13 protein-coding genes and 2 pseudogenes are annotated in these 22,139 nt (G+C 54.7%); all 15 read left to right on the top strand.

Annotated elements, in window-relative coordinates:
• The first annotated feature begins 92 nt into the window (after nucleotides 1-92).
• The 15 genes and pseudogenes from B9P82_RS24325 (at nucleotide 93) to tssA (ending at nucleotide 22,133) form a co-directional block, all read left to right on the top strand.
• Nucleotides 93-695, top strand: a complete 603-nt coding sequence (locus B9P82_RS24325; protein WP_101701106.1) for a DUF2913 family protein — start codon at nucleotides 93-95, stop codon at nucleotides 693-695.
• A 448-nt stretch (nucleotides 696-1,143) separates the two neighbouring features.
• Nucleotides 1,144-1,641 carry a type VI secretion system contractile sheath small subunit gene (gene tssB, locus B9P82_RS24320; protein ID WP_101701105.1) on the top strand — a complete coding sequence of 166 codons (498 nt, stop codon included), beginning with the start codon at nucleotides 1,144-1,146 and terminating at the stop codon, nucleotides 1,639-1,641.
• Between the two features lie 32 nt (nucleotides 1,642-1,673).
• On the top strand, nucleotides 1,674-3,221 hold the full coding sequence (tssC, locus tag B9P82_RS24315; RefSeq protein WP_101701104.1) for a type VI secretion system contractile sheath large subunit: 1,548 nt from the start codon (nucleotides 1,674-1,676) through the stop codon (nucleotides 3,219-3,221).
• Nucleotides 3,222-3,238: 17 nt separating this feature from the next.
• On the top strand, nucleotides 3,239-4,720 hold the full coding sequence (tssK, locus tag B9P82_RS24305; RefSeq protein WP_168188469.1) for a type VI secretion system baseplate subunit TssK: 1,482 nt from the start codon (nucleotides 3,239-3,241) through the stop codon (nucleotides 4,718-4,720).
• On the top strand, nucleotides 4,717-5,406 hold the full coding sequence (gene tssL, locus B9P82_RS24300) for a type VI secretion system protein TssL, short form (RefSeq protein ID WP_101701103.1): 690 nt from the start codon (nucleotides 4,717-4,719) through the stop codon (nucleotides 5,404-5,406). Before tssK ends, tssL begins: the two co-directional genes overlap by 4 nt.
• Nucleotides 5,403-7,115, top strand: coding sequence for an OmpA family protein (locus B9P82_RS24295; RefSeq protein WP_101701102.1), 1,713 nt, complete (start codon nucleotides 5,403-5,405; stop codon nucleotides 7,113-7,115). The genes tssL and B9P82_RS24295 overlap by 4 nt, the downstream gene beginning before the upstream one ends.
• A 4-nt stretch (nucleotides 7,116-7,119) precedes the next feature.
• Nucleotides 7,120-7,494 (top strand): annotated as a pseudogene (locus tag B9P82_RS29125) (Hcp family type VI secretion system effector); the annotation flags it as partial.
• Nucleotides 7,495-7,527: 33 nt separating this feature from the next.
• Nucleotides 7,528-7,788 (top strand): annotated as a pseudogene (gene tssD / locus B9P82_RS29120) (type VI secretion system tube protein TssD); the annotation flags it as partial.
• A gap of 173 nt (nucleotides 7,789-7,961) precedes the next feature.
• Complete coding sequence (tssH, locus tag B9P82_RS24285) at nucleotides 7,962-10,616, top strand: type VI secretion system ATPase TssH (RefSeq protein WP_101701100.1); 2,655 nt, start codon at nucleotides 7,962-7,964, stop codon at nucleotides 10,614-10,616.
• The gene (locus B9P82_RS24280) at nucleotides 10,613-12,964 is read left to right on the top strand and encodes a type VI secretion system Vgr family protein (protein ID WP_101701099.1); all 2,352 of its coding nucleotides are present in this window, start codon (nucleotides 10,613-10,615) and stop codon (nucleotides 12,962-12,964) included. The genes tssH and B9P82_RS24280 overlap by 4 nt, the downstream gene beginning before the upstream one ends.
• A gap of 14 nt (nucleotides 12,965-12,978) precedes the next feature.
• Nucleotides 12,979-15,168: a M23 family metallopeptidase gene (locus B9P82_RS24275; RefSeq protein WP_101701098.1), complete on the top strand. Its 2,190-nt coding sequence runs from the start codon at nucleotides 12,979-12,981 to the stop codon at nucleotides 15,166-15,168.
• On the top strand, nucleotides 15,165-15,803 hold the full coding sequence (locus B9P82_RS24270; protein ID WP_246842156.1) for a hypothetical protein: 639 nt from the start codon (nucleotides 15,165-15,167) through the stop codon (nucleotides 15,801-15,803). The genes B9P82_RS24275 and B9P82_RS24270 overlap by 4 nt, the downstream gene beginning before the upstream one ends.
• A 41-nt stretch (nucleotides 15,804-15,844) precedes the next feature.
• Nucleotides 15,845-17,053 (top strand): hypothetical protein, encoded by a 1,209-nt coding sequence (locus tag B9P82_RS24265; protein WP_101701097.1) that lies wholly within the window; start codon nucleotides 15,845-15,847, stop codon nucleotides 17,051-17,053.
• Nucleotides 17,050-20,532: an ImcF-related family protein gene (locus tag B9P82_RS24260; RefSeq protein ID WP_101701096.1), complete on the top strand. Its 3,483-nt coding sequence runs from the start codon at nucleotides 17,050-17,052 to the stop codon at nucleotides 20,530-20,532. Before B9P82_RS24265 ends, B9P82_RS24260 begins: the two co-directional genes overlap by 4 nt.
• A complete protein-coding gene (tssA, locus tag B9P82_RS24255) occupies nucleotides 20,532-22,133 on the top strand; it encodes a type VI secretion system protein TssA (protein WP_101701095.1) in 1,602 nt (533 codons plus the stop codon). The genes B9P82_RS24260 and tssA overlap by 1 nt, the downstream gene beginning before the upstream one ends.
• The last annotated feature ends 6 nt before the right edge of the window (nucleotides 22,134-22,139 follow it).

Genomic DNA, 22,139 nt, shown 5'->3' with positions numbered 1-22,139 from the left:
ATAAGTAAAGGAGATAGTCGTTAATGTAGGTCTGAAAATACGAACCTTCTCCCGGTCTTCCCCGAAGTCTGCTGCGCCGATATAATTTCTGAATGAAAAAAGCTCACGATACCTTACCCCCGGAACAAATAGTCACGGCACTGGCACATTTTGCATGGTGTGCCCTTGTCGCCTTACGTACCGCACAGCAGTATGGTCATGCGTTGTCGCCGCTCAGTACGCATGCATTTTTGATGCGCTGGTTGACTGTTGCGTATAAGCAAAAACGGTTTCCGCGTGCAATCGCATCCGATATTGAGAGTCTGGTGGTGCTGGGGCGCCGGAAAGGTCTTGCCGCAAGCTTACTCAGTCGTCTGGAATATCTCTGGTCTTCGTGCACCGGACCTGTGTCTGCAAAGTCGGATTTGTACCGGCTGACGTACGCAATTGAACAGCTTAAATCGCAGGGCTGGGTCAATGCAGTGGTGAGTGACCGGGAGTGGGGCACTGAACCCCTGACTGAAGAATATCGTGATATTGATGCGCTGCTGGTAAGAAAATCGGCACTGACCGATGGATTTTCTAATGAAGGCAAACTGGTTGCGCTGGTTGAATTTCAGGTGACGGGCAACCTGTCAGCATGTATGGCGGTTTTCCTGGCCCATGCACTCCCTGCTGTCGTGCTGAAGCCTGACAGGATCGCCATACAGCTCTGATAGTTAATGAAACGTTTTCTTCCGGGACATGAAACCGCTTTTGTTCCTGATGTTTTCCTTATCGCTACTGCTGTATTTCCCACATGAAGCAAAGCTATGACTTTCTGAACCTTTTATCTCTTTCTGATCTAAAACCATATCTTTAAAAAGCATGGGTATTTTAATTCCCCTGATATTGATGCAAATCAATTTAAGATCTTTTTATTAACAATTGTCCGTTTGTTTTTACTACTGCGACATAAATGTTTGTTTTGTGTGCTGGTGGTAGTTCATTTTACTGCCATGACAGTGCAATTCCCTATTAACATTTAGAGGAAAATTCCTAAGAATTTACTTAAATAAGATTAAAGATCGGTATATTTGATCTCCTGTCGATCATTATTCTATTATCGCGTGTAATGAAATGTCGTTTTAGTGAGCGCATAGTAATAAACCGAGGGATGATGAGATGGCTGATAGTTTCCAGAATGAAGTTCCAAAGGCACGTATTAATCTAAAGCTTGACCTGCACACGGGGGGAGCCAGCAAGAAAACCGAGCTCCCACTTAAATTACTGGTGGCGGGCGATTTCAGTAATGGACAGGAGTCTGCACCACTGTCTGAGCGTAAAAAAGTTAGCTTGAACAAAAATAATTTTGACGCGGTACTCTCCGAATATTCCCCAAAAGTCAATCTGACAGTTAAAAACACGCTGGCTGATGACGGCAGCGAAGATAACATCAGCCTGACTTTCCAGAGCATTAAAGATTTCACCCCGGAGCAGGTCTCCCGGCAAATCCCTCAGCTGAAGGCAATGCTTTCCATGCGCAACCTGCTTCGCGATTTAAAAGCGAACCTGCTGGACAATCAGGCTTTCCGAAAGGAACTGGAAAAAATTCTGCTCGACCCGGCATTAAGCGCAGAACTCAGAGCCGAACTTTCAGCCCTGGCCCCAAAACACTCTTAACCGTCACCCGGTAATCACGGATTAACCAAGGAATGCTCATGTCTGTAAAAAATGAAAACGCCGCGGCTGGCGAAAGCGTTGTGCTGGAACGTCCTGCAGCAGGTGGGGTTTATGCGTCGCTTTTTGAAAAAATTAATCTTAACCCTGTGTCTGAGCTGAGTGCGCTGGATATCTGGCAGGACGCGCAGGCGATGTCGGATGCAACTGCGGATGAACGTTTAACTGCGGGGATGCAGGTGTTCCTGGAGTGTCTGACAAAATCGGGCTCAAAAGTTGAAAAACTCGACAAAAACCTGATTGACCTCCATATCGCGGAGCTGGACTACCAGATTAGCCGTCAGCTGGACGCGGTAATGCACAGCGAAGAATTCCAGGCGGTGGAGAGCCTGTGGCGCGGCGTGAAATCCCTGGTCGACAAAACCGATTTTCGCCAGAACGTGAAGGTTGAGCTGCTGGATATGTCCAAAGAAGACCTGCGTCAGGACTTCGAAGACAGCCCGGAAATCATCCAGAGCGGACTGTATAAACATACATATATTGATGAGTACGACACTCCGGGTGGAGAGCCGATTGCTGCGCTGATTTCCGCTTACGAATTTGATGCGTCTGCGCAGGATGTCGCGCTCCTGCGCAACATTTCAAAAGTCTCCGCAGCTGCCCACATGCCGTTTATCGGTTCTGCCGGCCCGAAATTCTTCCTCAAGGATTCGATGGAGGAAGTGGCGGCCATCAAGGACATTGGCAACTACTTTGACCGTGCGGAGTACATTAAGTGGAAATCCTTCCGCGAGACGGACGATGCCCGCTATATCGGTCTGGTGATGCCGCGCGTGCTGGGTCGCCTGCCATATGGCCCGGATACCGTGCCCGTACGCAGCTTTAACTACGTGGAAGAAGTGAAAGGCCCGGATCACGATAAATACCTGTGGACTAACGCATCCTTCGCCTTTGCATCCAACATGGTTCGCAGCTTCATCAACAACGGCTGGTGTGTACAAATTCGTGGCCCGCAGGCCGGTGGTGCCGTGCAGGACCTGCCTATTCATCTGTACGATCTGGGTACCGGCAATCAGGTGAAGATCCCGTCAGAAGTGATGATCCCGGAAACCCGTGAGTTCGAGTTTGCGAACCTGGGCTTTATTCCATTAAGTTACTATAAAAACAGAGATTATTCCTGCTTCTTCAGCGCTAACTCCACCCAGAAGCCGGCCCTGTATGACACAGCGGATGCCACGGCCAACAGCCGTATCAACGCGCGTCTGCCGTATATTTTCCTGCTGTCGCGTATTGCACACTACCTGAAGCTGATTCAGCGTGAAAATATCGGCACAACCAAAGACCGTCGTCTGCTGGAGCTTGAGCTCAACACCTGGGTACGCAGTCTGGTGACCGAAATGACCGACCCGGGCGACGAGCTGCAGGCCTCTCACCCACTGCGTGACGCCAAAGTGGTGGTGGAAGACATTGAGGACAACCCGGGCTTCTTCCGTGTGAAGCTGTATGCGATCCCGCACTTCCAGGTGGAAGGGATGGACGTCAATCTGTCACTGGTTTCCCAGATGCCGAAAGCCAAGTCATAAGCTAAGGCAGGAAGCCAATGAAAACGGAACAACCGTTATGGGGCAGGGGTGTGATGGTTTCTCCCCAGCACTTCCAGCAACAGGCCGCGTACGCGGCCTGGTCCGCGGAATGCATTGCCCGACTGGGACTCTCCCATCCCTGGGGAATGATTGAGGCCACTTTCGAACCGGATGCACTGAAACTGGGCCGCCTGCAGGCCCGTCATCTGCACATCCGTTTCCCCGACGGCACGCTTATCGACACGGATAATGCCGACTCCCTGCCGCCGGTGCTGGCGCTTGAGGGCGAATCACANGCCACTTTCGAACCGGATGCACTGAAACTGGGCCGCCTGCAGGCCCGTCATCTGCACATCCGTTTCCCCGACGGCACGCTTATCGACACGGATAATGCCGACTCCCTGCCGCCGGTGCTGGCGCTTGAGGGCGAATCACATGAAGTGGTGGTGGTTCTGGCGCTGCCGCTGCTGCGGGCGAATGGCGGCAACTGCCTCAAACCCGATGAGGTGGCCGAGCGCCCTGTGCGTTATCGCCAGCGCTGGCGGGATGTCCGCAACACCTTTGGGGACGATACCCGCCAGATTGCAGTGATGCAGCCAGAGCTGACGCTGCGTTTCGCCCATCAGAACAACAGTGATTATCTGACCTGTCCGGTTGCCCGTTTGCAGCAGGATTCACAGGGGAGCTGGGCACTCGATGAAACCTGGCTTCCGCCACTGCTGGCTCTGCAGGGCAGCCGCTGGCTGGTGACCCAACTGGAACAGTTGATGACGCAACTGCGTGCCCGTTTGAGCCGCCTGATGGATATGCGTCGTGAAAGTAACGAGCGCATGGCCGATTTTGCCGTGGCGGATGTGTCTCTGTTCTGGCTTCTCAATGCCCTGAACAGTGCAGAACCTGTGCTCGGACAGTTTCAGCGTCACCCGCAAAGTCCACCGGAGCGTCTGTACCCGGAGCTGGCGCGCCTTGCGGGCAGCCTGCTGACCTTCTCGCTGGAACACCAGGTGAGTGCCATTCCTGTCTGGCAGCATGAGCAGCTGAATAACGTCTTCCCGCCACTCTTTGACCTGCTGGGCGACCTGCTGGAAGCCAGCCTGCCGTCGCGGGTGGTGGCGATTGAGCTTGAGCATGATGCCCGGCTTCACTTCTGGCAGGCGCGTCTGCATGACCCACGTCTTCGGGAAGGGGCGGATTACTACCTCTCCGTACGATCACCGATGCCGGTGGCACAGCTGCAGGAACAGTTCCCGCGCCAGTGCAAGGTCGGCAGTCCGGATCATGTCAGGAGTATCGTCAATTCTTCACGGGTGGGTGTGCCGCTTACGCCGCTGCGTCATGTGCCGGCCGCCATTCCACTGCGTCTGGAAAACCAGTATTTCAGCCTCGATGTCTCTCATCCTCTGGCCACAGAAATGCTCCAGAGTGGGACCTGTATGTTTTACGTTCCGGGCATGCTCGGCGAGCCTGAACTTGAACTCTTTGCGGTACTGAGAACATGAGTGAGCGCAAACGCGGCCCGGCCGCGTCCATTGATATTGATGCCCTGCTGCAGGACACCTGGCTGCAGGTAATCAGCCTGCGTCACGGTCCGAAGTTTCAGGATGGAGAAGGGCGCACGTTGTGGGAGCGCTGCATTGCTGATGTCGAACGTGTACAGCGTGAGCTGAAAGCGAGCGAACTCGATGAAGCCAGCTGTCAGCATATTCTCACAGCACAGTGTGCGCTGCTTGATGAAGCTGTCAAAGGCCGCGGTGTGGAGGATGATGCCTGCGTGCAGTGGTATGACATTCCCCTGCAGGGACACTTCCTCGGCACCATGGATGCCGGTGATACGCTGTGCGATCGGATGCGCGATGTGCTGCGTGAACCGGCGCCTGATCATGCTGTAGTGACCTGCTTTCAGCGGGTCATGATGCTGGGGTTCCTCGGCAGTTTCCGCTCGCTGAACGATCCGGAGCGCCAGAAACTCGTCAACGCGCTCAGTGAACATGTCACGCCGTTCAGTTATCCACAAACCCATCCTGTCCTGGCGGAAAGTCGTACCGGGCGTGGAATGGGCGGCTGGCTGGCGTCATGGCCCGTGCGAGTTGGCCTGAGCGTGGTGGTGGTTGCTGCGCTGTGGTGGGGACTGAGCCACTGGCTGGATCAGACACTGCTGACCCTGCTACCGGGAGCTGTGAAATGAGTCCTGCACAACAGCGCGGGCTTGCGCTGTGGGCCGCCCTGCTGAGTGCAGTGGTCTGCCTGAGTTTCCTGCCGGTATCCCGACTGGTTTCTGTGCTTGTTCTGTTGGCGATGCTGGGGCTTATCCTGGCGTTCTTGTATGTCGCCAGTCGTCGTGCGGAGCATGACGCCACCCTGCGTCTGGATGACCTCCCGGAAGCCACTTATCGTCAGCCCGTGGTGCTGGTCTGTGGCGATCTGCCTCTGGCCTGGCCACAGCAGTCACCGGTGCTTACGGTCACGCAGGGTTGCTGGATCCGCGTGGAGGATCATCAGGATCTGGAACAGGCCGCCCGCCAGGTACTGTGGTTGCGACCTGACTGGGGTCGCCAGCTGTCGGTGATGGTCAGCGTCTGTCCGCAGAAACACGCCGACAGCGAAGCGCTTACCAGCCGTCTGCTGGCCCTGCGATGGCAAATCAGCCAGTTGCGTAAAGAAACCGGGCATTCCGTGCCGCTGGTTCTGAATGGCCAGGTTGGCAGCGCGATGACGAATGATCTGCTCTGGCAGGCGGCTATCCCGGGGGAAGGGGTGAGGGTCTGGCGTGAATCTTCAGCGCCGAGTTCAATCGCTGCATGGGTTACCACCGGTGGGTCGCCTGCGATGCAGCAACAGGTGCTGATGAACAGCCTGATGAGCTGGTTCCATCAGCACGTCAAAGCAGTCTTTATGGATGAGAACCCCGACGTTCCTGTCATTGCACCTACAGCGGTGCTGTGGGGAATGGGGCCGATCCTTGCCGGGAGTCTGGCCACATCTGCCTGGACTGCATGGCTTTCCCGTCACACTGCGATGCAGCAGGTGGCGGGCTGGCAGCCGGTTGGAACGGACAGTACGGTTATCTCCCCCTTCCCGGATTTTATCCTGCCGCTGCTGCCTGAAGGGCTAGGCCTGACGCCACGTGGGCGAACCTTCCGTTGTGCGCTCGGGATTTTCACGTTGGCGGCCATTGCTGCGCTGCTCAGCAGTGGCTGGATCAATCACCAGTTGCTGCAGCGTGTGAGCTTCGATATTGCCCGCTATGACCGTATCCCGATGCATGATTTCGGACCCAAAGCCGATGCCGTTGCTGTCCTGCGTGACGATGCAGCAGAGCTGGATGACCAGGCGCGCAATGGCGTACCGGCGCGTATGGGCCTTGGTCTGTATCAGGGGGAGAGTTTGCGAATGCCTGTGCTGGATGCGATCCGTTCGTACGTGCCTCCACCGCCACCACCTAAACCACAGCCGAAACCTGAACCGGTACCGAAAATTGTCCGCCTCGACAGCATGTCGCTGTTCGATTCCGGCAAATCCGTGCTGAAGGCTGGCTCCACCAAATGGCTTGTCAACTCACTGGTCGGTATCAAAGCGAAGCCGGGCTGGTTGATTGTGGTCGCCGGGCATACCGACAACACCGGCAATCCAAAACTTAACCAGACGCTTTCACTCAGGCGTGCCGAAGCGGTGCGCAACTGGATGCGTGATACCGGTGATGTACCGGAAAGCTGTTTTGCGGTGCAGGGCTATGGCGAGAGCCGTCCGATCGCAACCAATGACACCCCGGATGGGCGCGCGCTCAACCGCCGTGTCGAAATCAGTCTGGTACCGCAGGCCAATGCCTGTCAGATACCGGGCCACACCCAGGCGTCATCGCAGGATGATGGCGCATCACAACACAATGGAGAGTAATTCCATGGCAATTCCAGTTTATCTTTGGCTGAAAGACGACGGCGGCGCGGACATTAAAGGTTCTGTGGACGTTCAGGATCGTGAAGGCAGCATCGAAGTTGTCGCTCAGGTGCATAACCTGTACATCCCGACTGACAACAACACCGGCAAGCTGACCGGTACCCGTATCCACACCCCGTTCCTGTTCACCAAGGAAATCGACTCGTCCAGCCCGTACCTGTACAAGGCTGTGACCACCGGTCAGACCCTCAAGTCTGCGGAATTCAAGTGGTACAAAATCAACGACGCGGGCCAGGAAGTGGAGTACTTCAACACCAAACTGGAAAACGTGAAAGTGGTGAAAGTGAATCCTGAAATGTATGACATCAAGGATCCTTCTAAAGAGAAGCACAACCACCTTGAGCGCATTGANACCGGTCAGACCCTCAAGTCTGCGGAATTCAAGTGGTACAAAATCAACGACGCGGGCCAGGAAGTGGAGTACTTCAACACCAAACTGGAAAACGTGAAAGTGGTGAAAGTGAATCCTGAAATGTATGACATCAAGGATCCTTCTAAAGAGAAGCACAACCACCTTGAGCGCATTGAGCTGCGTTACGAAAAAATCACCTGGACCTACAAAGACGGCAACATCATTCATTCCGATTCCTGGAACGAACGCGCCACCGCGTAAGCCCGATGCGGACGGGGTTTCCTGTCCGCAGTTTTTTGCTGAGTGCCTGTATGAAACGGGCTTTCAGCAAAGAAACCCACAAACTGCCAGCCCGACCGTATGCGCTTTGGTCCCCTTCATGGGAAACAGCGATGGGCGGTAGCGTGTCCAGGAACCGACAAAGAGAGAGATTCATGGAAAATCCAGCCATCCTGTTGCGACGTCTGAACCCTTACTGTGCCCGTGCGATGGAAGGGGCGGCTTCGCTCTGCCAGACCCGTGCCCATGCGGAAATTTTGCCGGAGCACTGGCTGCTGAAGCTGCTCGAACAGGGGGAAGGTGACCTGACAGTACTGGCCAGGCGCTACGAGTGGGATATGGATGCACTGTGGCAGGATTTACTCGGCTGGCTGGATAATGAACCGCGCTCGGTACGCAGCCGCCCGCAGCTGTCCGCCGATATTCAGAAACTGATGCAGGAAGCCTGGATGCAGGCCTCACTAGCCGGAGAGGAAAGTATCCGTAGTGTACACCTGCTGATGGCGCTGACGGAAAATCCACGACTTGCTCACTGCGACGGTCTGTGGCCACTGCTGACGCTCGGGATGAGCCAGCTTTCCCGCCTGCGCCCGCTGCTGGATGCACAGTCTGACGAGCGCCCGGAAGCGCAGCACGAAGAAGAGCTGGCGCAGAATCATGGTTGTGACGTGGAGTTTGTGGGCCGCCCGGTCGGTGCAGAGCCGAAAGAGGGCGAACTGAACCCGGCGCTGCAGAACGCGCTGGATAAATTCACCCTCGATGTCACCGCCAAAGCGAAAGAGGGCAAAATTGACCCGGTATTCGGCCGTGATACCGAAATCCGCCAAATGGTCGATATTCTCTCGCGCCGCCGTAAAAATAACCCGATCCTGGTCGGCGAACCGGGTGTCGGCAAAACCGCACTGGTTGAAGGCCTGGCGCTGCGTATAGCAGAGGGCAACGTGCCGGAATCTCTTAAGCCGGTTGTTCTGCGCACCCTTGACCTCGGCCTGTTGCAGGCTGGGGCTGGCGTGAAAGGCGAGTTCGAACAGCGCCTGAAAAACGTCATTGATGCGGTACAACAATCGCCGGTACCGATTTTGCTGTTTATCGACGAAGCCCACACCATTATCGGGGCTGGTAACCAGGCCGGTGGCGCAGACGCCGCGAACCTGCTGAAGCCGGCACTGGCGCGCGGCGAACTGCGCACCATCGCCGCGACCACCTGGAGCGAGTACAAACAGTACTTCGAGCGCGATGCCGCGCTGGAACGTCGCTTCCAGATGGTGAAGGTCGACGAACCGGATGACGACACCGCGTGTCTGATGCTGCGTGGCCTGAAATCCCGCTACGCCGAACACCACAACGTACACATCACTGACGATGCTGTGCGTGCGGCCGTTACGCTGTCCCGTCGCTACCTGACCGGTCGTCAGTTGCCGGATAAGGCCGTTGACCTGCTCGACACTGCTGCCGCGCGCGTACGCATGAGTCTCGATACCGTGCCGGAACAAATTGTGCGTCTGAAAGCACAGCTGACCGCGCTGGAACTGGAAGAGCAGGCGCTGCTGGAAGATATCGCCGCCGGCAGCAACCGCCATGGTGACCGCTTGGGTGCCATCGAGCAGCAGCGGGCTGAACTGGATGCGCGTATTGAAGAGCAGGAAGTGCGTTTCAGCACTGAAAAGGCGCTGGCGCAGCAGCTGATGGTCAGCCGCCAGGACATCAGCCAGCAGGCGGAGATTTCCGACCTGCAGCAGCAGCTCGAACAGGCACAACAGGGCGACGTGCTGGTTCAGGTGGATGTGGACACCCGCACGGTTGCCAACGTGATTGCCGACTGGACCGGCGTGCCGCTCTCTTCCCTGATGAAAGATGAGCAGACTGAGCTGCTGACCCTGGAAAATGAAATCGGCCAGCGTGTCGTCGGTCAGGATATTTCTCTTGAGGCTATCGCTCAGCGTCTGCGCGCGGCGAAGACCGGTCTGACGTCAGAAAACGGCCCGCAGGGCGTGTTCCTGCTGGTAGGCCCGAGCGGGGTGGGTAAAACAGAAACCGCACTGGCGCTGGCGGACGTGCTGTATGGCGGTGAAAAATCGCTGATTACCATCAACCTGTCCGAGTATCAGGAGCCGCACACCGTTTCTCAGCTGAAAGGCTCACCGCCGGGTTACGTCGGTTACGGTCAGGGCGGCATTCTCACCGAAGCCGTGCGCAAGCGTCCGTACAGCGTGGTGCTGCTGGATGAAGTGGAGAAAGCTCACCGCGACGTGATGAACCTGTTCTATCAGGTCTTCGACCGCGGCTTTATGCGCGACGGCGAAGGGCGTGAAATCGACTTCCGTAACACCGTTATCCTGATGACCTCCAACCTCGGCAGCGACCACCTGATGCAGCTGCTGGACGAACAGCCGGAAGCGACCGAAGCGGATCTGCACGAGCTGTTGCGCCCGATTTTACGCGACCACTTCCAGCCGGCACTGCTGGCCCGTTTCCAGACCGTGATTTACCGCCCTCTGGCCGAAGCGGCCATGCGTACCATCGTGGAAATGAAGCTGTCACAGGTCAGCAAGCGCTTACATCGTCACTACGGCCTGACCACGCAGATTGATGAGAGCCTGTATGACGCACTCACTGTCGCCTGCCTGCTGCCGGACACCGGCGCACGCAACGTCGACAGTCTGCTTAATCAACAAATTCTGCCGGTGCTGAGTCAGCAGTTGCTGACCCACATGGCTGCGAAACAGAAACCACAGTCGCTATGCCTTAGCTGGAGTGAGGAAGAGGGTATCGGGCTGGAGTTTGACCGTACACAAGGAGTGCACGTATGAGCAGTAATCCCCCGATCAGATTCAGCCACAACCATCACCAGTTGGCAGTGAAGGGATGTGACGCAGAGCTCGATGTACTGGCGTTTGAAGGTGATGAAGCCCTGAGCACGCCGTTCAGCTACCGTATTGAATTCACCAGCGCTGACCATGCCATCAGCAAAGAAATAATGCTGATGAAAGCAGCCTCCCTGACGCTGCAGGCCCCGGTGGACCAGGGTTACGGCATCAAAATGCAGCAGGCCGTGCGAACTCTTCAGGGAGTGGTGAGCGGCTTTGAACGTCTCAACACCTCAAAAGATGAAACCCATTATGCCCTGACGCTGCAGCCACGCCTGGCGCTGCTCGATCGTTCGCACCAGAACGCCATTTATCAGGACATGTCGGTCCCACAAATCGTGGAAAAAATTCTGCGCGAGCGTCACAACCTGCGCGGTCAGGATTTTCTGTTCTCACTCTCAAAAGAGTACCCGCGTCGTGAACAGGTGATGCAGTACGGCGAGGATGACCTGCACTTTATTACCCGCCTGCTGGGTGAGGTCGGTATCTGGTTCCGCTTTACCACTGATACGCGCCTGAACATCGACGTGGTGGAGTTTTATGACGGTCAGCAGGGGTATGAAAAAGGCCTGACGCTGCCCTCGGTTCCGCCATCAGGACAGCATTCGGAAGGGGTAGACTCGGTCTGGGGCATGGAGAGCCATCATAACGTGGTGCAGAAGCAGGTCAGCACCCGTGATTACAACTACCGTCAGGCCACGGCTGACATGAACACCCAGGTCGATGCGACTCGCGGGGATGCCACCACCTATGGAGATGCCTATCACTATGCGGATAACTATCTGACAGCGGGCAGCACCTACGACCGCAATCCAGCCCCGGAGTCCGGGGCCTTTTATGCCCGCACTCGTCATGAGCGTTATCTGAATGGCCAGACGCAGACTCATGCCATCACCAGCTGTCCGACCCTTTCTCCGGGTCAGGTACTGAAAGTCACCGGCGGGTACGAAGTGTCCGATGTGTTTGCTCAGGGCGTGGTCATCACGGCGATGCACAGCCATGCGCGCCGTGATGAAGATTTCGGCGTCAACTTTGACGGCATCCCGGACAGCACTGATTTCAGTTTCCGCCCGGAATCTGGCAAACGCCCGGTGATGGCCGGTACATTACCAGCCCGTGTCACCAGTACCACCGAAAATGACACCTACGGCCACATCGATAAAGACGGTCGCTACCGCGTCAACATGCTGTTCGACCGCGATAACTGGGAGACCGGGTTCGAGAGCCTGTGGGTCCGTCAGTCCCGTCCGTATGCGGGCGACACTTACGGCCTGCACCTGCCGCTGCTGGCAGGCACCGAAGTGGCGATTGGTTTTGAGGACGGTAATCCGGACAGGCCGTACATTTCCGGCGTACTTCACGACTCAGCCCACGGTGACCATGTCACTATCCGCAATTACAAACGTAATGTCCTGCGGACGCCTGCAAATAACAAAATCCGCCTGGATGACAGCCGTGACCAGGAGCATATCAAGGTCTCCACCGAGTACGGCGGCAAGAGCCAGCTGAATCTCGGGCATTTAGTGGATGCGGAGAAGCAGAAGCGCGGTGAGGGATTTGAGCTCAGAACCGACAGCTGGGGAGCTATACGGGCACAGAAAGGGATATTCATCAGCGCTGATGGCCAGACGAAAGCACAGGGCCAGGTGCTGGAGATGCAGCCAGTGGTCAGCAATCTGGGTGATGCCCGGGAGCAGATGACGTCCATCTCCGATGATGCGCAGAAGGCGGCCGCGAACCCGGCCGATCTCCAGGCGCAAATAAAGCTGCTGGAACAGCAACTGACAGACCTTAAAAAATCAGTACTGCTGCTCAGTGCGCCGGAAGGAATGGCGCTTACCAGCGGACAACATCTGCAGGTTTCTGCCGGGCAGAACCTGATAGCTACGGCCGGTAAAAATGCCGACGTCAGCGTGGTGAAAAATTTGTTCATCGGGGTGGGTAATGCCCTGAGCGTGTTTGTTCGTAAGCTGGGGATCAAGCTCATCGCGAACCAGGGGCCGGTGAGGATCCAGGCACAGAATGACCTGATGGAGCTCATCGCTCGTGGAGAAATCAGCGTCGTCAGTACCGAAGATCGTATCGAGATTATTGCCAAGAAGCAGGTCACGATCAACGGGGGGGGAAGCTATATCACCCTCGATGCCAATGGCATTGAATCAGCCACACAGGGGGAGTACCGGACTAAAGCCGGGCATTACGGGCGAAAAGAAAAGGCTAACAAGCCAGAAGACTTCCCGAATGTGGCTCCTGAAACCACAGAACCTTCCAGTAAATTCAGCTTTTCCTGACAAGGAGTCAGTTTATGATTATCAGCCCACCGCTTTTGAAAGCGAAAGATGCCCATGAAACTGATGCGGCCTGGATTGAAAGAGTCATGACCGTAGTTGACCGCCGTGGGTATCCGGTTAACGGTCATGGTTCGTGGCATGGCGGAATACATATACGTCAGACTGACGAAGGGAGACCTGCTGAGAGCGTGCGGGCGATAGCGGATGGTACCGTCGTTTCACTCCGCAAAAGCTCAGACAAGCGCGATCAGGCACCATTTAACATCAACGCCGATAAACCCAATACAAAGGGGAGTGATGATGGTTATGTGCTGATAAAGCATGAAACCGAGATCGGTAGCGGTGATGAAGCAAAAGTGGCTTTCTACTCCCTATACATGCACCTGAAGTCGCTGGCTGAAACTGTTAAAGCCGGTGAGAAAGTTTACCGTAAGGATCCGTTAGGCCTTCCGGGCATGGTGGATGGAGTCAATGCTTTCCATTTCCAGATTTTCTGCGATGACGACAACATCAGCAAGCTGACGGGCAGGAAATCAGGAGAGCTGGATATTTCGAAGAATGGCCGCACTGATGCAGTTTACGGTGATATTCACTTTTATCTGCCTCCGCAGACAAAGTTTTATGACAAGGCCCCCGCAGATAACAGCACGTCTATCACCGGACTTTCTGAGCTCTATACCAGCAATGCGCCTCTGTATGCCAGCATGACTCTGGCCCAAGGCAACTGCACGATGGTAACGCGGCAGAAAAATACGCAGGTTGACGGGAAATACGATCTGCTGGGCGAGCCACTGGTTAATGCTGATGGTAATGACTACGAATACAATCTCTATAAAACTGCGATGCGGAAATATAAGGAAAGCCCGAGTGCCGGGTTCGAATTACTTCGCTTTGGGCGGGTAATCAACACGGACAATGAAACCTTGGTACCGGCAGATGCGCCATTATGGATGACGGTCAATTACCCGGGGGGAAAGGGGGTAGTCAATCTTGCTGATTCCGGTATTAAAAAGTTTAGTGACGCTGATTTCCCTCACTGGACGGGCTGGCAGTTGGTTGATGACGATAGTGACAGCGACAGCCAGTGTAATTCAGCCGCTATTAAGAAACTTCAGGAAGATGGTGAGTTCGATAACCAGTGCGGAAAGCTAATCTGCCATTTCCCGTTTGAATGGGAAAAAAGTACGATCGACACCCGCTTCTCGTGGCTGAAAACGGGAAGTGAAGAGCATGATCCGATGACGGAAGAAGATTATGCAAAATTCAAGGCTCATGCCGAAGCATTGTGTTTCGACATTGGGGAACTTAGCAGCGGAAGCTTGTGGCATTTTGAGCCAAAGGCAATAATTAACCATTTTAGAAATTGTGGGTGGTTAAGCTTCTCTGAAATGAAACAAATAGTACCTAGCCATGCTCTACGCCAATCAGGCAGAAATCGGTTTGCCTGGGAAGCTATTAACACAAATTTAAGAACATCGGGCTCGATTTTGAGCAGCCAGATTTCAAATCTAAACTCCTCCATGAGAAAGTATTGTATTAATACTCCATTTAGAGTTTCTTGTTTTTTAGGTAATGCAATACAAGAAACCGGGTGGTTGAGTACGCTTCATGAAGGGAACGGCAGTAACCTCTGGTACGCCCCATGGTACGGACGTGGCTTTTTGCAATTAACTAACCCAGAAAACTACCTTAACTATTTTAAATATATTGGTAGAACAGTTCAAGAGCAATTAAAACAGAGTTTGGTTGATGCATATGCATCAATTGCAGCACAACCTCCTGCGAATAGATCCAATGCTACATTGCAAGATCGCCATTTCCCTACGCTTACAACAGAAATTATAGAGCTAAGGAATACTGTTAGTGATTCACATAGCACACTAGCTGCAGATAGTGCGGGGTTTTATTGGGTGAAAAATAAGATGGCAAAATATGCTGATGAGGAGCATGTTTTAGAGAGAGTTTCAGTTAATACAAATCTTGGAACAAAGTATTACTACCGAAGCCCTAGTTTTTGGGAAGCAAGTGCCGCAGTTAATTTGCCTGGTAGGATTGGTTCGCTTTATCATCACTCACTAAACGGATTCGACTCGAGATGTTGTGCCTACGGAGTTGCCCTTGCAATTTTAACGGAAAATAAATTCCCGAATGCTTCTGGAAGTTTGGTTTTGAACTTCCCGGAAGGATATAAACATAGGAAGTGAAAATTATGAAATTGCTATATATATCAGTTTTTCTTAGCGTTAGCTCCTTCGCTATGGCTTCAGCACCAGTTGCTAAAGTGGAAGGTGCCTCAGTAACTAGAGCGTTGACATCAGATTCTAACGCAGATATTTCTTCGTCATCCAGTTTTGATGCATGCAATATGCATTTTAGTGATTTCAAATACCCCGCATTGTCTGATGATGAGTACTTCAAAAAAAAATCACCAATATCGGAGTGGACTTGCCTGTATTCTGGTGAAGCATTTGAAGCAGGATATGATGTACAGCAAGTTAACAACAAAGGGGTCAGTGTTAGTGCCGCTGATAATAAAATTGTTTATGACTACAAAAATAAGGTATGGAAATCAATTCCGGATGCCACATATGTGAAAAATGGGAAGGTAAATCATCTGTCTCTATTTCAAGTTAAAAGCAAAGATGCATCTGGTTTTATGGCTGTTAATGCCATGGCGAAACTTAAAGATGGAACGCTAGGTCAGAGTGTTTATTTTTGTTTGATACATAAAAATAATGCCCTATGTGGTTCTGGTGTTAATTCTTCGGATGATAAAGGTGAAGATCTATCTAAAGAAATGTTGAAGTTGCTTGAGAGTATTTCATTTGATGGTGACTAGCTTTAGTTAAAATTTGGAAATTTTAAAGCATGAGCGTGTGAATGTCGTATTCCCTGAAAGACCTTCCGAAATGTTATCCCCGGCAAGTTCCACCTAAAATATCCCGTTGGCTTGCCGTATTGGTGGCGATGCTGGTCATCAGCGTGATCTTTATGCGGATATTCGGACGATACATCGATAACAGTCACTTTTGGATGTTGGCCATTGGCACACCATTAGTTGTGTGGATTGTGTGTTTCACAATTCGCATGTGGGCCTGGTCATTACAGGACAGTAAAGCGAATGGTTTTGACCGGCGTCGGGAGCAATGGATCCTAAGTGAGACCCGTAGGGCTCGTCGTGCACTTCAGGTTTTGAATACGACATTTATTACAGCCCATCAGGAAGACGAACAGCTTTCTGTTGCTGATGATATGCTCAATAATCACAGCATTATCATTTCGCAGTCGGACTGGAAAGGCGAAAAAAGCAGGAGGCTGAGCCGTATTACGGCAGAACCAGAAGATACTCCTGGATTAGTTATCTCACGTCTGTTTTCAGAGCTGATTGCCGATCTTCCAGTTCGCCAGTTTCCTGAGAACGCTTCGCTTGTTGTCATCCTTGATGTCTCGTCATCTCTGCCATTCCCTGCTGTCAGAAATATCTGGCAGGAAGCCTGGCAGGAGAGTGGCATAACCTGCGCGCTTGAATACACAGACAGCAATGGGCCGGGGGTAGTCAACCACTGGCTGGATCACCGCATCAAAGATGATGCGATGTTGTTGATTGTTGGCCTCCAGATTGATCCGGTTGTTTCAAACAATACTGCTGAAGCAGCCGTTACTCTGCTTCTTGGCAACCGCCTGACCCAGGAGGCACTCGAACCTCTCGCGTTGCTCCATCGGCCAGATGCTGCTCCAACCGGTGAGCTTAGGGAGGGGATGAACATGGCTGCCTATAACGTCCCGCTCAAAGAAAATATCGTCAAAAATTTATGGCTTGCCGGGCTGACAGGTGAGCAGCGTGCAGAAGTTATTGAGTGCCAGAATGTGCACCCTGCGCAGTCTGTAGAGGACGAAGCCGTCATTTCGCTCGATACATCTATGGGACATGCCGGTGCCGCGGCCCCCTGGCTGGCTATCGCTGCCGCCACCGAAATCGCCCGACAAACTCAGTTACCACAGATGATTATCTGCGGTGATACCACACAGAATGTGCTGTGGAGCACGCTCATTACCCCAATTGCTTCCCGACAGGAGATGGATCCGTGAAGCTACCTTTAGCACCCAAGACTACGGAAGGCCGCTATCTTGCTGTCGCATTGATTTTCTTTTTGCTGTTAGCCGTTATGTCTTTCATGGTCTGGAAGCATCCGGATATAGCCGGGATTGAAGACGGAAGTCAGCAGCAAATTTACTGGCTTATTGCCGGCGGATGTATTTCAGGCTGCGCCCTTATCGTTTCCGTAGTGCTTCTGGCGGCGGTACGCAATGCCGGCAAACAGGAGTTTAATAAGCTTGTCGACAACACCAACGGTGATGATGAGAAAAAGAAGCGGGAAAATGATAAAGCGCCTGTTCACCCAGCGGTGGTCATGTGTAACAAGATCCGGGGACATCTCCGCTCCCGTATTGGCCTTTACTGGCGTCGTAAAACCCGTCTGCTGTTAATCACTGGCGATGAGGCGGCAATCGAACTACTGGTACCTGGCCTGCAGGAAAACCAGTGGCTTGAAGGTAACCGTACCGTTCTGATTTACGGCGGCAGTCTGACTGCTGAGCCCGATAAGGAAAAATACGCCGCGCTGCGTAAACTGCGTCGCGGGCGTCCACTGGACGGTATTGTCCGCGTCATGCCGCAGTCGCTTAATCTGACCCCACAAATCAGCGACAACGATTTACGCGGACTGGAAAAAATCAGCGAACTGCTCCGTTATTCCGCCCCGGTCTGGCTGTGGCAGCTGTGCGACAGCACCTGGTCGCAGGCAAAACGTATTGAGCAGCCGGTCGGGGCCAGTTTCCCACTGCGTGCTAAGCCCGACGATATTACCCGCCAGCTTGAGCTGATGCTGCCGACCCTGCGAACGCAGGGCGTGAGTCAGGTCGCTGAGAACAATGGCCACGACTTCCTGCTGCGCCTGGGCCAGCACCTTAAAGAGGGCGACATCGGCCGCTGGGCTCAGCAACTGGTGCCATGGCTGGCTGCCTCTCAGCAGCGCGTTCCGCTGCGAGGCCTGATGTTCAGCCTGCCGGAGAATAAACCCGCCGCTACCGCAGGAGAAACAGCCAGTGCTGCACCTGCCGACGCTGAGAAATATATCCCGGAATCACAACGCCATGCGCTGACCCTGCCGGTAACCTGGCAGGGCATTGTGGATGACTGTACCCGCGTGCGTGGCCGCCGTGTCGGTATGGCGTGGGAACAGACGCTGGCCTGGACGCTGATGGCCATTATCGGTGTCTGGGGGGCGGGGACGCTGCTGTCGTTTGCGGTCAACCGCCTGCAGATTGTCTCTGTGGCGCAGCAGGCGCATGCTCTGGTGGAGCATCCCTCCGTATCGGATTATCAGCTGACGGCTCTGCATACCCTGCGTAATGACGCCGGCCGGCTGCAGCACCGTATTCAGGAAGGCGCGCCATGGTATCAGCGCTTCGGTCTGGACCATAATCAGCAGCTGCTCGACGCGATGCTGCCCTGGTACGGCGTGGCGAACAACCGCCTGATCCGCGACCCGGCAAATGCCGCCCTGACGCAGAAGCTCAGCGTGCTGGCTGGCTCCGCTCCCGGCAGCGACCAGCGGGCACAGCTGGCGAAACCGGGCTATGACCAGCTGAAGGCCTGGCTGATGATGGCCCGTCCGGATAAAGCCGATGGCGCGTATTACGCTCAGACCATGAAAGCCGTGCAGCCGACGCGGATGGGCATTTCAACCGGCCTGTGGCAAAGCCTGTCACCGGATTTGTGGGCCTTCTACATTTCCGAACTGCCAAAACAGCCACAGTGGAAAATCACGCCGGATGCGCAGCTGGTGAGCCAGAGCCGTCAGGTGTTGTTGCAGCAAATCGGGCGGCGTAACGCTGAAAGCACTCTGTATGAGAACATGCTCAAATCCGTGCGTCGTAACTTCGCCGATGTTTCTCTGGAAGATGTGACCAGCGGTACCGATGCGCGGCGACTGTTCACCACCGAGGAAGTGGTGCCGGGCATGTTTACCCGCCAGGCGTGGGAAGGGGGCATTCAGCAGGCTATCGAAAAGGCCGCAAATTCCCGCCGGGATGAAATTGACTGGGTGTTGAGCGACAGCCGGAAAGCGGTTTCCTCAGACCTGTCGCCGGAAGCCCTGAAAGCACGTCTGACGCAACGTTACTTCACCGACTTTGCCGGCAGCTGGCTGAACTTCCTCAACAGCCTGCACTGGAATCCGGCAAACAACATTGCTGACGTGACTGACCAGCTGACGCTGATGAGTGATGTCCGTCAGTCGCCACTGATTGCCCTGATGAATACCATCGCCTGGCAGGGGCAGACCGGTCAGCAAAGCGAAGGCCTTTCGGACTCCATCATCAAATCGGCTAAAGATCTCGTAGGCGGGAAAGACAAACCTGCGATTGACCAGTCTGCGTCAGGGCCGCAGGGGCCGCTCGATGAAACCTTTGGCCCACTGCTGACGCTGATGGGGAAAAACAAAGGCAGCAACGTCATGTCGGCTGACAATTCACTGAGCCTGCAGACGTATCTGACCCGCATCACCCGCGTGCGTCTGCGTCTGCAACAGGTGGCCAGCGCCTCTGATCCGCAGGAAATGATGCAGACTCTGGCGCAGACCGTATTCCAGGGCAAAAGCGTGGATCTGACCGACACCCAGCAGTACGGCAGTCTGATTTCGGCAAGCCTTGGTGAAGAGTGGAGCGGTTTTGGCAGCACGATGTTTGTGCAGCCACTGACCCAGGCCTGGGAGACCGTGCTTCAGCCATCGGCAGCGAGTCTGAATGACAAATGGAGCCGTTCGGTAGTGGCGAACTGGCACACCGCCTTTGACGGGCGTTTCCCGTTTGCGGCGAGTAAAAGTGATGCCTCCCTGCCAATGCTGGCTGAGTTTTTGCGCAAGGACAGCGGACGTATTGAGCGCTTCCTGACCACAGAGCTCAGCGGGGTACTGCACAAAGAGGGCAGCCAGTGGGTACCGGATAAGGTCAACAGCCAGGGGCTGAGTTTTAACCCGGCTTTCCTGCGGGCGATTAATCAACTGAGCCAGCTGTCAGACATTCTGTTCACCGACGGAAGCCAGGGCGTCAGCTTTGAGCTGCAGGCGCGTCCTGTGCCGCAGGTGGTCGAAACCCAACTGACCATTGATGGCCAGCCGTTGCATTACTTCAATCAGATGGCCGACTGGCAGAGCTTCCGCTGGCCGGGAGAGACTTACAAGCCGGGGACGATGCTGACCTGGACTACGGTCAACGCTGGCGCACGCTTGTTCGGAGATTACAGCGGAACCTGGGGCTTTATTCGCTGGCTGGACCAGGGTAAGCGCCAGCAACTTGACCGCAGCCAATGGATGATGAGCTTCACCGCTCCGGACGGTCGAACCCTGCAGTGGGTATTGCGATCACAACTCGGAAAAGGTCCGTTGGCACTGCTCGATCTGCGCGGATTCACGCTGCCGGAGCAGATATTCAGTGTCGACAGCGCAGCTACGGCTCAGGCGCTGATGGCCAGTGCCGGAAACAGTGACATTGATGGAGTCGAATAATGAGCACACTGCAGAATCTGGTCGTAGCCTGTCAGGCTGACGACACGCAGCTGCGACAACAGGCGCAGACGCGCATGGAAAACTGGCAGGCCTGGCTTGAGCCGATAAATGGCGCCAGTCCGACCGGAGAAGACCCGGGATATGACGATGATTTTCAGCGTATCCGGGAGGAGGTCAATAAGCTTTCCGGTATCGATACCGGGCTGATTTGCACGCTTACCGAAAAACTGCTGACCAGCACAGCCAAAGATATCCGGATTGCCACCTATTACTGCTGGGCACGTCTGCATCAGGACGGGGAAACCGGATTTGCAGAAGGGCTTGAACTGCTGGCGGGATTGCTACAGCGCTATGAAATGCAGCTTCATCCTCAGCGCGAGCGGAGCCGTAAACCGGCGCTGGAGTGGCTCGCAGGCTCCCGTGTGCTGGACAGCCTGTCACTCTGGCCTGAAGTGGTACGCGATGATGCCCTGCGCACTGCCGGTGCGCTGCTGCTTATTCGCGATAGTCTGGAGTCAGAGCCGGAAGCGTCACGGCCAGAACTGAATACCTTGTACAGTGCGCTGGAATCTCGCCTGATGAAAGCCGGTGGTGTGGATGCTGTGGTGCCACAGAACGCCGGTAACAAGGCACAGTCTCAGACCTCCACGCACACGACGGAGCCTGACGCGCCAGTTCTGAGTCGCATTATCTCCGGTCAGGATTTGCTGGCTCAGGCCCGTACACTGACAGGATATTTGCGTGATCAACCCGATGGCTGGCTTGCCGCCCACCGGCTGATGAAAAGCCTGCGTCATGACACGCTGAGCGCTATTCCGGCCCCGGATGCCGAAGGGAAAACGCGCATCGAACCGCCGCGCGCTGATCAGCGGGCCATGCTCAAACGCCTGTACCTGCAGCAGAGCTGGCTGGAGATACTGGAGCAGGCGGACAGCACCTTCTCGCGTGGCGCCAATCACCTCTGGCTGGATTTGCAGTGGTATATCCACCAGGCCCTGATGAAATCGGGACAGGATGTACTGGCTGATATCATCGCCGCCGACCTGAAAGGGTTGCTGCGCCGCCTTACCGGGCTTGAAACCCTGGCCTTTAATGACGGTACGCCGTTTGCCGATGAGGTCACGCTAAACTGGATAAACCAGAGCGTGCTGGACGATATGTCCGGCTGGCGGGATGAGCCGGTCAGTGCTGTCAGTGAGGCGGATAATGATATCCTGGCCCTTGAGCCGGAAGCCCTGGAGAAAGCGGACACTGACGGTCTGGACGCCACACTCCACTGGCTCCAGACGCGCCCGGGTGCGGATTCCACGAAAGACAAATGGCTGCTGCGTTTGCTGATGGCCCGTGTGGCCGAGCAGAAAGGTAAGAATGAACTGGCGCTGCATTTGCTGGGTGAGCTCGATGGTGCAGCACAGTCAATCACCCTCACACAGTGGACTCCTGCGCTGTTGTTTGAAGTGAAATCACGTCGCCTCAGACTGCTGCGTATGAAAGCCACACGAAGTGAAACTGATAAATCACGGCTTCAGCCCGAGATGGATTTGCTTCTGTCCGGTCTGATTGCGCTCGATCCGGCCAGCAGTGCAGTGCTTTGCGGATAACCCGGA

The organism is Citrobacter sp. L55 (assembly GCF_002850715.1).
GTDB lineage: Bacteria > Pseudomonadota > Gammaproteobacteria > Enterobacterales > Enterobacteriaceae > Citrobacter > Citrobacter braakii.
Note: the sequence above shows the minus strand (reverse complement) of the source record. Positions and strands in the feature narration are given on the sequence as shown.

Coding starts and splice junctions, on each gene's coding strand:
- B9P82_RS24325 (WP_101701106.1), top strand. CDS start 93: ATGAAAAAAGCTCACGATACCTTACCCCCGGAACAAATAGTCACGGCA.
- tssB (WP_101701105.1), top strand. CDS start 1,144: ATGGCTGATAGTTTCCAGAATGAAGTTCCAAAGGCACGTATTAATCTA.
- tssC (WP_101701104.1), top strand. CDS start 1,674: ATGCTCATGTCTGTAAAAAATGAAAACGCCGCGGCTGGCGAAAGCGTT.
- tssL (WP_101701103.1), top strand. CDS start 4,717: ATGAGTGAGCGCAAACGCGGCCCGGCCGCGTCCATTGATATTGATGCC.
- B9P82_RS24295 (WP_101701102.1), top strand. CDS start 5,403: ATGAGTCCTGCACAACAGCGCGGGCTTGCGCTGTGGGCCGCCCTGCTG.
- tssH (WP_101701100.1), top strand. CDS start 7,962: ATGGAAAATCCAGCCATCCTGTTGCGACGTCTGAACCCTTACTGTGCC.
- B9P82_RS24280 (WP_101701099.1), top strand. CDS start 10,613: ATGAGCAGTAATCCCCCGATCAGATTCAGCCACAACCATCACCAGTTG.
- B9P82_RS24275 (WP_101701098.1), top strand. CDS start 12,979: ATGATTATCAGCCCACCGCTTTTGAAAGCGAAAGATGCCCATGAAACT.
- B9P82_RS24265 (WP_101701097.1), top strand. CDS start 15,845: ATGTCGTATTCCCTGAAAGACCTTCCGAAATGTTATCCCCGGCAAGTT.
- tssA (WP_101701095.1), top strand. CDS start 20,532: ATGAGCACACTGCAGAATCTGGTCGTAGCCTGTCAGGCTGACGACACG.